The 13,084-nt window shown below is 58.5% G+C and carries 10 protein-coding genes; 2 read left to right on the top strand and 8 right to left on the bottom strand.

Annotation, left to right across the window (positions count from 1 at the left end; translation table 11 throughout):
- Nucleotides 1–96: 96 nt before the first annotated feature.
- Entirely contained in the window at nt 97–2,178 is a 2,082-nt protein-coding gene (locus tag ACZF99_RS17710; RefSeq protein ID WP_483606388.1) for a bifunctional aldolase/short-chain dehydrogenase, read from the bottom strand.
- A 355-nt stretch (nt 2,179–2,533) separates the two neighbouring features.
- On the opposite strand from ACZF99_RS17710, the gene ACZF99_RS17715 reads away from it, so the two are divergent.
- The gene (locus tag ACZF99_RS17715; protein ID WP_483606389.1) at nt 2,534–3,445 is read left to right on the top strand and encodes a transposase; all 912 of its coding nucleotides are present in this window, start codon (nt 2,534–2,536) and stop codon (nt 3,443–3,445) included.
- Nucleotides 3,446–3,917: 472 nt separating this feature from the next.
- Here ACZF99_RS17715 and fucU read toward each other — a convergent pair whose 3' ends face one another.
- Genes fucU through ACZF99_RS17735 form a run of 4 tightly spaced genes read right to left on the bottom strand, consistent with a single transcriptional unit; the run spans nt 3,918 to nt 8,434 of the window.
- Nucleotides 3,918–4,349: an L-fucose mutarotase gene (fucU, locus tag ACZF99_RS17720; RefSeq protein WP_483606390.1), complete on the bottom strand. Its 432-nt coding sequence runs from the start codon at nt 4,347–4,349 to the stop codon at nt 3,918–3,920.
- A complete protein-coding gene (locus ACZF99_RS17725) occupies nt 4,343–5,929 on the bottom strand; it encodes a rhamnulokinase (RefSeq protein WP_483606391.1) in 1,587 nt (528 codons plus the stop codon). The genes fucU and ACZF99_RS17725 overlap by 7 nt, the downstream gene beginning before the upstream one ends.
- A 17-nt stretch (nt 5,930–5,946) precedes the next feature.
- The gene (locus ACZF99_RS17730) at nt 5,947–6,606 is read right to left on the bottom strand and encodes a class II aldolase/adducin family protein (RefSeq protein ID WP_483606392.1); all 660 of its coding nucleotides are present in this window, start codon (nt 6,604–6,606) and stop codon (nt 5,947–5,949) included.
- A gap of 37 nt (nt 6,607–6,643) precedes the next feature.
- Nucleotides 6,644–8,434, bottom strand: a complete 1,791-nt coding sequence (locus ACZF99_RS17735; protein WP_483606393.1) for an L-fucose isomerase — start codon at nt 8,432–8,434, stop codon at nt 6,644–6,646.
- A 208-nt stretch (nt 8,435–8,642) separates the two neighbouring features.
- Here ACZF99_RS17735 and ACZF99_RS17740 point away from each other — a divergent pair, with 208 nt between their 5' ends.
- The gene (locus ACZF99_RS17740) at nt 8,643–9,485 is read left to right on the top strand and encodes an AraC family transcriptional regulator (RefSeq protein WP_483606394.1); all 843 of its coding nucleotides are present in this window, start codon (nt 8,643–8,645) and stop codon (nt 9,483–9,485) included.
- A gap of 46 nt (nt 9,486–9,531) precedes the next feature.
- Here the strand turns inward: ACZF99_RS17740 and ACZF99_RS17745 are convergent, their stop codons facing one another.
- The 3 genes from ACZF99_RS17745 to iolG are packed head-to-tail and all read right to left on the bottom strand — an operon-like array spanning nt 9,532 to nt 13,082.
- Entirely contained in the window at nt 9,532–11,235 is a 1,704-nt protein-coding gene (locus ACZF99_RS17745) for a hypothetical protein (protein WP_483606395.1), read from the bottom strand.
- Entirely contained in the window at nt 11,220–12,026 is an 807-nt protein-coding gene (iolB, locus tag ACZF99_RS17750) for a 5-deoxy-glucuronate isomerase (RefSeq protein WP_483606396.1), read from the bottom strand. The genes ACZF99_RS17745 and iolB overlap by 16 nt, the downstream gene beginning before the upstream one ends.
- Nucleotides 12,027–12,032: 6 nt before the next feature.
- Nucleotides 12,033–13,082 carry an inositol 2-dehydrogenase gene (iolG, locus tag ACZF99_RS17755; protein ID WP_483606397.1) on the bottom strand — a complete coding sequence of 350 codons (1,050 nt, stop codon included), beginning with the start codon at nt 13,080–13,082 and terminating at the stop codon, nt 12,033–12,035.
- Between the last annotated feature and the right edge of the window lie 2 nt (nt 13,083–13,084).

Consider the following 13,084-nt stretch of genomic DNA (forward strand, 5'->3'; position numbering starts at 1 on the left):
CGGCCGTTGCCGTGTCCGCATTATTCAGAAGCCCCATCCTATCCTCGCACCTCCCATAGGTTCGTTAGATTTTCACCCTCACCGCTACTCCCCGCCTTATCTTACAAAAGCCGCCGGCACGCCGCCGTCGATCGTCAGCATGCAGCCGGTCGTTTTTGCCGCCTTGGACGAAGCAAAAAAGGCGACCCCCTCGGCGATATCCCGCGGATAAATATTCACCAGCAGCGTCGTACGCTTGCGGTAATACTCCTCCAACTGATCCGGTTCAATGCCGTAAGCGGCGGCCCGCTCATTCCGCCAGTTGGAATTCCAAATCGCCGAGCCCTGCAAAATCGCATCGGGTAAAATCGTATTCACCCGGATGCCCAGTTCCCCGCCTTCGGCCGCGATACAGCGGGCCAAATGAGCCTCCAGCGCTTTGGCGGAGCTGTAGGCGGTAACGTTTTTGCCGGCGTACACCGAGTTTTTCGAGCCGATGAACACCATACTGCCGCCAAGGTTTTGCTCCTTCATCAGCTTGAACGCTTCTCTCGCGACGAGAAAATATCCCGTCCCCAGCACGGACATATTTAGATTCCATTCCTGCAGCGACGTTTCCGTGAACGGGCTGGACGTTGCCAAGCCGGCGTTGTTGACGATAATGTCGACGCCGCCGTAGGTTAACGACGTTTTGACGTAAGCGGCCGCAACCTGCTCCTCCTGCGTCACGTCCATCTTCACCGCCAATGCCCGGTTCTCGCCGTATTGAGCGTTGATTTCAGCCGCGACCTTTTGCGCCCCTTCCAGGTTCAGGTCGGCCAGCACGACGTGCGCTCCTTCGTCGGCCAGGCGCCGCGCCGTTTCGCTGCCGATGCCGCCCGCGCCCCCGGTAATGAACGCTACCTTGCGGGAAAACTCCGCCTCCGCAGGCGCCAGCGACAATTTATACAGCTCCAGCGGCCAATACTCGACGTTGTAAGATTCGTTTTCGCTGAGCGATACGAACCGGCCGAGCGCCGTCGCGCCTTTCATTACCGCGATCGCCCGATGATACAAAGCCCCGCTCAGCTTGGAGTTCACCCAGCTTTTGCCGGTGTTCAGCATGCCGACACCGGAAATCAGGATGACGCGCGGCGCTGCATCGAACATGACGTCATTAGCCTGCTTATTCCGCTCAAAATAAGCCTGGTACCGCGCTTTATAGTCAGCGATCCCTGCTGCCAGCTTATCCTTCAGCCCGGCGACATCAGCGGCATCCGGCTTCCAGTCGACGAACAGCGGCACCATCTTCGTGTGCACCAGATGATCGGGGCAGGCGGCGCCGACCTGCGACAGCTCGCCGGCATCCCGGCTGCCGGCGAATTCGAGCACGTCCGCCTCGTCGTCGAACGTGACGATAACCGGACTGTCGCCGCTCGCCAACCCGCGCACCAGCGGCATCACTTCCGCCGCGATCGCCCGGCGCTGCTCGGCTTCGAGCGGCTTGGTCAATTGCCCGCCAAATACGCGTCCTTCCGCCGCTTGCGCTCTGCTTTTCGCTTCAATGTAAGCTTCCGCCTCATTGATAATCGCGATGGTTTTGGCGTAGCAATCCTCCTGCGTCTCGCCCCAGGTCACCAACCCGTGCTTCTCCATCAGCACCAGCTCCGCATCCGGGTTGGCCATGACGCCTTCGGCGATCATTTTGGACAACGTGAACCCGGGCCGGATATACGGAACCCATACGAAACGGTTGCCGTAGATTTTCCGGGCAATGTCTTGGCCGTTGTCGGCGCAGCACAAGCTGATGATCGCGTCCGGATGCGTATGGTCGACATGCTTAAACGGCAATAACGCATGCAGCAAAGTTTCGATCGATGCCCGCGGATGTTTGGCGTCAACCATGCAATTCGCCAGGTAACCCACCATCTCTTTGTCCGACATCTCCTCCCGCTCAAACAGCGGCCGAATATCGTCCATGCGCAGTCCGGTAAAGTTCCCCGCTTTCATGGTGGCAAGATCCGAGCCGCTTCCCTTCACCCACATCATTTCCACGTCTCGGCCGCGGAAGTCCTTCTCGATCGTTTTGCTCGACGTGTTGCCGCCGCCCCAGTTGCACACCCGGCGATCCGCGCCAAGCAAATTGGAGCGGTAGACAAGTTGTTCCAGCCCTGCGGATAAAGTCGATGCTTTGGATGAGTCCCATAAATTTTGAACCATAATTACCTCCATTTTTGTTTATTTGGTTTTTTCTTTATTTTTGTTTGTTTTAATTTTAAACCATTTGGGTTGTTTTGGGTATAGCGCTTTCATAAAAAATTGCGGAACAGGGGTACTCTTGTGTACCTTCATCCCTCTTTTTGCACGATTATCCCTTTTGCTCAGAAGGAGAGACTCGAGATTGATTAGGGTTAATCGGTCAGGGCGGGTAAGAGATCAAGAAAAATGTTATTAAAAAGGCAGTTCAACTGGAATTTTCAACTGGAATTTTCGGCTTGATGCAAGAACATATGTTTGGTATAATGGAGATAAATCGAACATACGTACGTATTTTCTGTTTCAGGGGTGAGCGGAAATGGAAGTTAAAACGGATAGTGATCTTCAATTACTCAACAGCCGTTATAAAAGTGAAGAAGCCTGCATAGAGGCGTTAATCGCCGCGAAATGGCCGAACGGCTTCGTTTGCCCCTGCTGCGGCTACACCCGCTGTACCCGCCTGACCTCCCGACGGCTCCCCTTGTTCGAATGCGGAAGATGCACGCATCAAACGTCACCTATAGTTGGCACGATTTTTGAACGAACGCATCTGCCCCTATTGAAATGGTTCCAAGCCCTAGAGCTGTTCCTGCTCCCCGACGGGATCTCGGCAATGAGGCTGAGCCAGGTGATTCGAGTCACCTACAAGACCGCCTGGTTGATGCTGCACAAAATACGCCATGCTGTCGGGGAGTTCGATGCCCGGGAGCTGTTAAACGGAGACGTGAAGGTGAACAGTGATCAGTATGGGCGGGATCCGTCCCGGTGTCAGTTCCCGCATCCGTATGCCACGGCGGTCGTAGCGGGGTGCACCGTGACGGAATCGGGCGAGCCGGAGCACGTCAAGATCCACCTGTTGCCGCAGAAGAGAGGAGAAGGACAAAGAGCTAACCGCCGCGAACTCGCTTCGTTCATCACCGAACAGGTGGAGGTTCGTACATCGGCGGTGCAGTCGTTTCCTCTGGCCTACCGGCTGTATTTGCCCTTGCGGAAAGTGGTGAGAGAGGCGTGGAAATCGCTAACAAGTACGTATGTAGCATTAGGAGCGAAGCATCTGCAATCCTACCTGAACGAGTACACCGGACGACGCCGACTGCTTCGACTTGGAGAGCAAGAAACGCAGCAGCAGAAGGTGCTAAATTTACTGCACATGTGTGTGGAGATTCCGTCAATCCCTTACCTCCAAATGATCGCGCCTCAACCGAACTCATCCCTTGCAGTTGCGGCTTGATTGAGGTGCTTGCGGTGAGGTAAGTTGCAGTTGCCGTGTATATTGGCGTGGTTCAAACTTGTTATAGGGGAAGGTCGCATGAGCGAGCGGCTAAAATGACATGATGCGGTTTGAGTGTGTTCCGGAAGGAAGGCCTAGGCTGGGCACAATCTTGCTCTTTTCATACCCAACGCAGCTTGTTCATGACTATTCCTTCTCCCGAGCTCTTCTACTTCTCCGCCGACCTGATCAAACGGGATAATCATCAAGAGCGCCCGACAAAGGTCTGACAAGGGGCTAACAAGGGGCTAACAAGGGCCTGACAACAGGTCTTGCCTTCCGCCCCCCTCAATCCAATCCGGCTGTCGCCAAGCACCGTCGTTTCGATATCGCTCAGAATCTTGTGAACGCTTTGTTGCAGCGATTTCAAAGGGGGCATGCCCTCCGGCAGCCCCCTGTTATATGCGATCTTCTTTTGGTGGTATAGCTTCGTTTAGGGCGTAACCACGCCCTTTTTCAGGATCACGTTGGCGTACAGCGCCTTTTCACCGGTAGAGATGATCGCATACGCCTGTTTGGCCCGTTCGTAGAAGGCAAATCGCTCGACCTCCTCAAACGGCTGATCCGCTGTGTGGTGACGGCTGACGATCCTGCGATACTCGTCCCAGATCGGCGTTTCGACCGGATCGCCGGACATGACCGCCATCAAGGAAACCGGCCGTTCCACGTAAGCGTCGAGCGGAAACAGCGGCAGAATCGCTTCCAGCAATTCGGGGATTCCGTGGCCGTCGCAGCGGATTAACCGCCGGGCATGGCTTGCGGCCGGAAAATTGCCGTCCGCGAGCACGATCTCGTCCGAATGCCCCATTTCCATCAGAATCTTCAGCAGCTCCGGCGAAAGCAGGCTGGATATGCCTTTTAACATTTCATCGACCTCCCGAGTCGTTCGAATCGCTCATAGGCGGCGGTCCACGCCGCTTGGCGCTCCTCAAGCCCCGGCTCGTAAACCTGGAGCGGGAACGATGCCTTCACCAGCGCGAGGCCTTCCTGCAGGTCCTGGAGCCAACCGCCGGCTCTCAGCTGTACCAGCAGGTTGCCGATCGCGCTGGCTTCCACCGGTCCCGCCCATACCGGGCGGCCGATCGCCTCCGCCGTAAAGCGGCAAAGCAGCTCGTTCTGAATGCCGCCGCCAACCATATGCAGCCCGGCAAACCGTGAACCGGTCAGTTCCTCGGCCTGCTCCAGCACCTGACGGTAGCGGAGCGCCAGGCTTTCGAGGATGCAGCGGACGAAGGCGCCGGGCGAATCCGGTACCGGTTGGCCCGTTTCCCGGCAAAAAGCGCGGATTTCCTCCGGCATATCGGCCGGATTCATAAAACGCAGATCATCCGGGTCGATCAAGGTGCACAGCGGCTCCGCCTGTTTCGCCAACTGCACCAGCTCCGCGAACGAATAGGCTTCGCCGCCCTGTTCCCATTTGCGTCTGCACTCCTGCAGGATCCACAGGCCCATGATGTTTTTGAGCAAATGGTACGTGCCGTCCACGCCGCCTTCGTTGGAGAACTGGCGTTCCAGCACCGCCGGTGTCAGCAGCGGCCTCGCCATCTGCGTCCCCAGCAGCGACCAGGTGCCGCTGACGAGGTAGGCGAACGCCGGCGAATCCGCCGGCACGGCCGCGGCGGCGGATTCCGTGTCGTGCGAAGCGACCGCGATCATCTGGATCGGCGGGACCCCAAGCTCCGCACAGACCTCCGCCGTCAGTTCGCCGATCACGGTACCCGGAGGCACCGGATCGGCGAACATTTCGCCCGAGATGCCGAGCTGCTCCATCAGCGGGACGTTCCAGGCGCCCCGGGCAGGATCGAACAGCCCCGTCGTAGTCGCCATCGTAAATTCGCAGACGCGCCGGCCGGTCAGAAAATAGCTTAGCAAATCCGGCGTCAGCAGCAGCGTTTCGGCCAGATCGAGCTTGGGGGAGCCGGCTTTTTTCATCGCATACAGCTGATACAGCGTGTTAAAGGGCATAAACTGCAGCCCGCTTTCGCGGAACAAGCGCTCCGCGCCGATCAGGGCGGATACCTCCTCGACCAGCCCTTCCGTTTGGCGGTCCCTATAATGGTACGGGATGCCAAGCAGCTCGCCGTTTCGATCCAACAGGCCAAAATCGACGCCCCAAGTGTCGATGGCGCAACTCTCCGGGCTGAACCCGGCCTGGAACGCTTTGCGGATGCCGGTTTTGATCTCCCGCAGCAGCATCGGCGTATCCCAATGGAGATGCCCGCCGATTTGGACCGGAACGTTCGGGAAACGGTGAATCTCGGTGATGGTCAGCTTCCGAACGCCGGGAGTTCCGGGACCGGGACTGGGACCAGGACCGGCACCAGGACTGGCACCGGACTCACCATCAAGACTCCCGGGCACGATCTCGCCGACAAACGCCCGACCGCTGCCGGCCCCTAAATCAAACGCGAGAGCGCAGGGGAAACGTTGTTGTTCCGATGACATGAACCTTCACCGTCCGATCACTTCATTTTTTGCAGCAGCGTAATCCGGTAGTCTTCGCTTTCCAGCGCGGCGATGTCCGCGACCTCCTGATCCGTTAACGGGGCAGGCGTCCCCGCCGCCTTCGCGCTTAAGTAAATTTTCGCGCTTTCCTCCACGACCTGGGTCCGGTAGTAGGCTTCACGCAGATTGCGCCCCGTCGTGACCAGGCCATGGTTCCCCAGCAAAATCGAGCTCGCTTCGTTCACCTTCTCGGCTACAGCGTTCGCCAGCAGGTCCGTCGTCGGAATCAAATAAGGAATAAACGCCGTCCGTCCGACTAATGCAGCCTGGTCCGGGAACATGATCGGCAGGTCCCGCTCAATCAGCGTAAAAGCGATGCAATGGGACGGGTGCGTATGCACCATGGCCCCCATGTCGGGCTTTTGGCGGTAGCCGTAGAGATGCATCAGCACTTCGGACGACGGACGCAAGCCGATATCGGTCACCTCCCCCGTCGGAATATCCACTTCGATCCACTGCTCCGGCTCGATCTCCTCAAGCGCGAAGCCGCTGGGCGACAGATACATCTTGTCGCCGGCCCGCGCGCTGATGTTGCCGCCCGGCCCCACGACCAACCCGCTCTCTACAATCTTGCGGGCGTATTTGCACAGCTCTTGGCGCGTTTCCATGTTTTGCATTTCGGTTTTCTCCTTTATAGGCATGCTTGAGTACTTGTTATTTGTACAGCGGCCCGAACGCGGCGCAGGCCCGGAAATCGGCGCTCTCCGCGTCTTCGGTGCCGAACAGACCCCAGGCCCGCGGGCGGAATACCTTCTCCTTCGGCACGTTGTGCATGCTGACCGGAATGCGCAGGATCGACGCCAGCGTGATCAGGTCGGCGCCGATATGGCCGTAGCTGATTACGCCATGGTTCGCGCCCCAGTGGTCCATTACGTCGTAAACGCTGGCGAACGCGCCGCTGCCGGTCAGGTTCGGCGCAAACCAGGTCGACGGCCATGTCGGGTCGGTCCGTTTGTCAAGCGTGTCATGCACCTGCTCCGGCAGGTCCACCGAATACCCCTCGGCGATTTGCAGCACCGGACCCAGCCCTTTGACCAGGTTCAACCGGGTCATCGTCATCGGCATGCCGCCGCGGGTCAAGTAATCGGTGGAGAATCCGCCGCCGCGGAAATATTCCAGCGAAGCCGGCCGGAATTGCGTCGCTTGCAGCATGCGTTCGACTTCCTCCTCGCTGATCTCCCAGAACGGCTTGATGACGGGAACGCCGTCTTTCATTTGCTCGCCGGTCCCGTCGAGCGCCGCCGAACCGGAGTTGATCAGGTGCAGGATGCCGCCCGCCGCGCGGCCCTCCAGCTTATAGCCGGCCACCCGTTCCACGGAAGCCGGGCTCCAGTACGTGCGTACATCGGCGAAAATTTGCGCCGTGTTGGTCAGCAAATACCCGAACAGCATGCCGACGCCGTTCAAGCTGTCATTCTCCGTCGCCACGAGGTAAGGCGCGCGCGTGCCGTTCCAGTCGAACGACGAATTGAGCATCGTCTCCATGAAATCGCCGTTCGGGAAATGGTCCGTCCACTGACGTTGCCCCTGGAAACCGGAGGCGATCGCGTGATGTCCCTGCGCCTCCTCTTCGTAACCCAGTTCGGCGAGACGCGGGTTGCCGATCATCAGGTCGCGCGTAATCAGCGTCATTTTGACGACCGTCTCCCATTCTTGGTCCTTACGCTCGCGCGTCGTCTGCAGATGGGACGGGTTGTTGTCCGGGCCTTCCTGGCAGTTCTTCTTCACCCAGGCCAGCGCCGCTTCGTATTCCTCGGGATCGTAGATCCCTTCCTCCATCCGCCGCGTGAACTCGGTCATGTCGATGTACTCGTTGCGCATTCCCAGATACTCTTGGAAAAAAGCATCGTTCACCATCGAGCCGGCGATCCCCATCGATACCGAGCCCATCGACAAATACGCCCGGTCGCGCATCAGCGCCGCCGCCAGTCCGCCGCGGGCAAAGCGCAACAGCTTCTCCTGCACGTCGGCCGGAATCCGGTCGTCCCCTTCGTCCTGCACGTCTTCGCCGTAGATGCCGAACGCCGGCAGCCCTTTTTGCGCATGGGCGGACAGCACGGCCGCCAGATACACCGCACCCGGACGGCCAGTGCCGTTAAAGCCCCATACCGCCTTCGGAACCTGCGGATCGGTATCCATCGTTTCCGTGCCGTAGCACCAGCACGGTGTCACGGTGATCGACACCCCCACTTCGGCCGCTTTGAATTTCTTCGCTGCGGCCGCCGCTTCGGCTACCCCGCCGATGCACGTATCGGCGATCACGCATTCCACCGGCTGCCCGTTCGGATACCGCAGCTCCGTCTCCAACAGCCGGGCCACCGCCTTGGCCAGATTCATCGTCTGCTCCTCCAGAGACTCGCGCACCCCTCTTCGTCTGCCGTCGATCGTCGGACGAATGCCGATTTTCGGGAATCCGTCCCGCCATCTGTAACCGTTTTCAGCCATACCCAACCTGCCTCCTTGGACAATGAATTATAGTCCTATTCTATCGTTGGCCCGCCCGGCTCGGGAACCTACTATATTGCCCACTTGCCGCCGCAACAGCGCAAAAAAGTGAACCGTCCCCCTTCACGCGCATCCTCCTAGAAATTCCTCCCAACCGTCCTCGCTTCCGCTATAATGGAACTATCCAAATGTTCGGGAGGAGCCCATCGTGCCCAAAATCGAAATTCCTCATCGGAAAAGCGACCGCTTCCGTTTCAAAAAAATACCCGAGTTGCTGTACGCCGGCCAAGTTGTGGACGAACGCCGCTTCTACGCGCCGCCGCAAATCCACGACTATTGCGAGATCATCTATATCGTCGAAGGCCGCGGAGAATTCCGAATCGGCGGCACGACCTACGAAGTTCATCCCGGCGACGTTGCCGTCTACAACGCCGGCGTCCCCCACGAGGAACGCTCGGTGAGTCCGGACCCGTTCAAATTGATTTATTGCGGTGTTGGCAACGTGCACATTGATGGCGTGCCGCAGGGACAATTGCTGCCCGCCTCCGTCGACCCGGTGATCCCGTGCGAGAAATACGCCTACAAAGTGGAGAGCTACCTGTCGGAAATGCTGCAGGAATGCGACTCCCAGGTGCTCGGCTACGAGACGCTCAGCAACAACCTGCTCATGTCGCTCATCACGCTCCTCTACCGGATTGTCGACGTCAAGCATCCTTTTGATCCGTTGAAGGACAAGAACGAAATCACCGTCCGTACCAAGCAATTCATCGACAAGAACTACACCCGGAGCATCACGCTCAAGGAAATTGCCGATACTCTCTATGTCAGTCAGCATTATTTATCCCATCTGTTCAAAAAGGAACTGGGCGATTCGCCCGTCAACTATCTTATTACCCGCCGGATTGAAGAGGCCAAGCGCCTGCTCCGCGAAACCAACGCGCCGATACATGAAGTCGCCGCCCGGGTTGGTTACGGGAACGACAAATACTTCTCCATGTTGTTCAAAAAAGTAACCGGCCAGTCGCCCAGCGCTTTCCGGGAAACGAAATAAAGCCTCGCAGCGCTGCGAGGCTTCTTATTTTATTGCACACTGCCGATCAAGCTTCCGGCGATACCTCCAGCTTGAATTCCATAAACGAAGCCGCCTCGGGCGATGCCGGGCGATAGGGATAAATGATTTCCACGCCGCCGTCTCGTTCCCGGACGATCGGCTCCGGCGCTTTTGCCTCCACGCGAAGCGACAACCCGGGGAACGTCCATGCCGAGGGTGTCACGCCCACAGCGGTAACCCCGGGTCCGCACACCTCGAAATAAATGTCCAGCGCTTTACCGGTCTCCAATGTCACCGCTGCGGTCAGCTTGCCCGGCGCGGCTGCCGCGTCGACGTAATATCCGCGTAGATGGCTCTTCCAGCCGCCTTCCGGCTCCCGACGGATCAACCGCAATGAATAACGTCCTCCATCGCCGCTGCGCCAATGTATCGTGGCCGGATGAAACTGGCCGTTCGTATTGCGGCTTCCCGAACACGCGCCGATCATGAGGGTACGGCCCAACCAAGCGGTTGCCGTGCACACGTTGCGGTTCTCGCCGGGTTTATCCCGTTCGCAGAGTTCGCGGTATCGCCGGGTCACCAGCCGCTCCACCGGCTCGCCAAGCAGCTTCGCTTTCACCGGATCGGGCACGTCCACACCGACCAGCGCAATCATCGGGTCATGCCCGGTCTCGCAATTGACCCCAGCCAGATGCTTCAGCCGTTCGCCAAACGCCAAGTAGAAGAACACTCCCATCGAGCTGTGGGCGGTCATCTCCATTTCGTAGGCCCGGGCATACGGGCCGGCCATATTTTCCAGCCCCGGGTGGTAGAATAACGCAATCGTGTGCCAGAGTCCATGCTCGACCTTTTGCCCTATCGCTTTGAAACGGTCCGTTCGGGCATATTTCCGGATTAAGCCCAGCACGGTGAGGTCGACTCCGTAGTAGGTGGTGGAGTTGAACTCCGCGAGGGTGCCGAATTCGGCAAATTCTTCGAGGAAACGTTCAGCCTCAAGATCGGCATGGCGAATCCACGCTTCGTTGCCATAGCGATATCCGTAATAATGGACGACAAACAGATGCATTAACTCAATGTTCGTATTCATCGGAATCGCATCCGACAGCCTGCGGTCGATGGAGCCGGTGACGGCCTTGTCCATCGCTTCGTCCATGCGCCGGATCAGGTCCCGGGGAAGCCGTAGCTCGAAATGCTCCAAAATCACCGCAAATGCGCAGGCGATAAACTCCCGCCAGTTCGGATCATAGCTCTTCCAGACGGGGGGAATAACCCGGTTGGCCGCCCTCCCCAAGGCCTCCTCTACACTCTTCCTTCCCTCGTTCCCTGCACCAAGCTCCTCCGCAAGATGACCTGAGATCCTATCCAACGTACTTGAGAGGTAGTACGCGAATCCTGGACCGAAGCGTTTCCACGGATAGCCGCCACTCGGAGGCTCCGCAGCTTGCGGCGAGGTTTTGAACGTACCGTGGTAAATTTCATCCGGGGCATCGAATTGCAACTCCAACACCTGGTCCAAAACGGCGCAGGCCCGATCCAAATCGCCTTCGCCGTTCCGGATTAACAGACCTACGGCATAGTGGGTACTGCCGCGGGTCGAATGCCATTCACTTCGGTCCCCCTCCGCATTGCGCAGCATGCGTTTCTCCTCGTCGTAATGACGGTCCATCTCCTCCATCGCTTGCTTGACCAAAAACACTTGCTCCGGCGTCATTTGCTCCAGCATGCTGCCCGCCCTCACTTCAGCAGCCACGCGTGGTTCGGATCGTTGTATACTTTCCAGGTGCGCTTTGGACCCGCCATCACATTCAAGTAATAAACGTCGTAACCGGCCGGCGCGGCGACCGGATGATACCCTTTGGGCACCAGCACCACCTGGCCGTTGCGTACGCACAGCGTTTCATCCAAGGACCCGTCGTCCGTATACACCCGCTGCACGGCAAATCCTTGCTCCGGCTGGATGCGGAAGTAATACGTCTCCTCCAGCAACGCCTCCTCCGGCAAAGCGTCCCGGTCATGCTTATGCGGCGGGTAGCTGGACCAGTGGCCTTCCGGCGTAAACACCTCGACCACAAGCAGGCTGGCGGCCGGTTCGGTCTCCGGTAAAATATGATGAACCCGGCGCGCCATGCTGCCGCTGCCCCGATGTTCAACCCCCACCCGGGTAGGCTCGATAAGCCTGGCTTCGAATCCGGCACCTCCCGGCGCTGCGCAAACCGCCAGCTCCAGATCGGTCTCCGCAATCACCTCATAGCAGTCCTGGCAGGAGACATAAACCGCGAAGGGAGGAATCCGCTCGAAGGCGCTCATTCGCTTGCCGATGCCGGCCCATTCCTTCTTCGTCGTTCTGGCCAAGCCAATCCCGCTCAACAGCACCAGGCAAACCTCCAAGGCGCCGGTTTCGCGGGCGAGCGACTGTCCTTTCCTTAACTTGACCGTCTCATATCCGACATAATTCCACCCTACCGACTCCGGAGTTACCCGTAGAACAACACCTTCAGCGTCCGGATGCAGTGCCTCCGGAACAAGCAATTGGGATGGCATGACGAATCACTCCTTCTCGGATATTTCGGCAGCTTCGGTCAGCTTGACCGGTCGGCCCAGGCGGAGCGAGCTGGCCGCAGCGCGAGCCATCAATTGTGCTTGCAGCCCGTCCTCGCCCGATACCGGGACCGTTTGTCCCTCGGCTATGCAGGCGATAAACTGCCGGACTTCGTCTCCATAGGCTTCGTTATAACGCTCCAGGAAAAAATGCAGCGGATTATCGCGGCGAACTCCCTCGGCCGTATGAACCTCGGCCGAATTCGGATAATCGTTGGTTACCGAGGCGCTGCCGCCCGATCCGAACACCTCGACGCGTTGATCGTAACCGTACACCGCCTGCCGGCTGTTATCGATCATGCCGATCGCGCCGCTGGCGAAACGAATCGTCACTACGGCGGTATCCACGTCCCCGCAGCGCTCGAATACGGGATCGATCAGTACGCTGCCGGCCGCGCTGATTTCCACCGCTTCATCTCCCGTTACATACCGGGCCATGTCGAAATCATGGATCATCATGTCCATGAAGATGCCGCCGGAAGAACGAAGGTAGGTTTCGCTTGGCGGGTTCGGATCGCGGGACGTGATTTTGACGATATGCGGCCGCCCGATTTGCCCGCGGGCCACGATCTCCCGGATCCGCCTAAAGTTATGATCGAACCGTCGGTTGAACCCGACCTGCAGCTGAACGCCGGCGGTTTGAACCGCGGCCAGCGCCTCTCTCGTCTCCCCGATGTCCATGCTCACCGGCTTCTCGCAGAAGATATGCTTGCCGGCCGCAGCCGCTTGCTTGATCAGCGCGACATGCGTATCCGTCGGCGAACAGATGAACACGGCCTGAATCGCTGGATCATGCATCCAATCGTCCGGCTCCTTCGTTACGGTCCGAATACCGCGCTCCGCCGCCCATTGCCGCAGCGCCTCATCGGCAAACGGGTCGCTTAGGGCCGCTACCTCCGCTTGGCCTAATCGCTGCAAATGTTCGGCATGGATTTTCCCGATTCGTCCGGCACCGATAATACCGACCTTGATTTTTCCCTTCCCCATCTCTATTGCCATCG

The sequence above is a fragment of the Paenibacillus sp. JL3B1040 genome, assembly GCF_057063165.1.

What these genes read in the sequence shown, in the direction of transcription:
- fucU (WP_483606390.1), bottom strand. Translation starts at nt 4,349, where the DNA reads ATGTTAAAAGGCATATCCAGCCTGCTTTCGCCGGAGCTGCTGAAGATT.
- iolG (WP_483606397.1), bottom strand. Translation starts at nt 13,082, where the DNA reads ATGGCAATAGAGATGGGGAAGGGAAAAATCAAGGTCGGTATTATCGGT.
- iolB (WP_483606396.1), bottom strand. Translation starts at nt 12,026, where the DNA reads ATGCCATCCCAATTGCTTGTTCCGGAGGCACTGCATCCGGACGCTGAA.
- ACZF99_RS17730 (WP_483606392.1), bottom strand. Translation starts at nt 6,606, where the DNA reads ATGCAAAACATGGAAACGCGCCAAGAGCTGTGCAAATACGCCCGCAAG.
- ACZF99_RS17710 (WP_483606388.1), bottom strand. Translation starts at nt 2,178, where the DNA reads ATGGTTCAAAATTTATGGGACTCATCCAAAGCATCGACTTTATCCGCA.
- ACZF99_RS17725 (WP_483606391.1), bottom strand. Translation starts at nt 5,929, where the DNA reads ATGTCATCGGAACAACAACGTTTCCCCTGCGCTCTCGCGTTTGATTTA.
- ACZF99_RS17715 (WP_483606389.1), top strand. Translation starts at nt 2,534, where the DNA reads ATGGAAGTTAAAACGGATAGTGATCTTCAATTACTCAACAGCCGTTAT.
- ACZF99_RS17735 (WP_483606393.1), bottom strand. Translation starts at nt 8,434, where the DNA reads ATGGCTGAAAACGGTTACAGATGGCGGGACGGATTCCCGAAAATCGGC.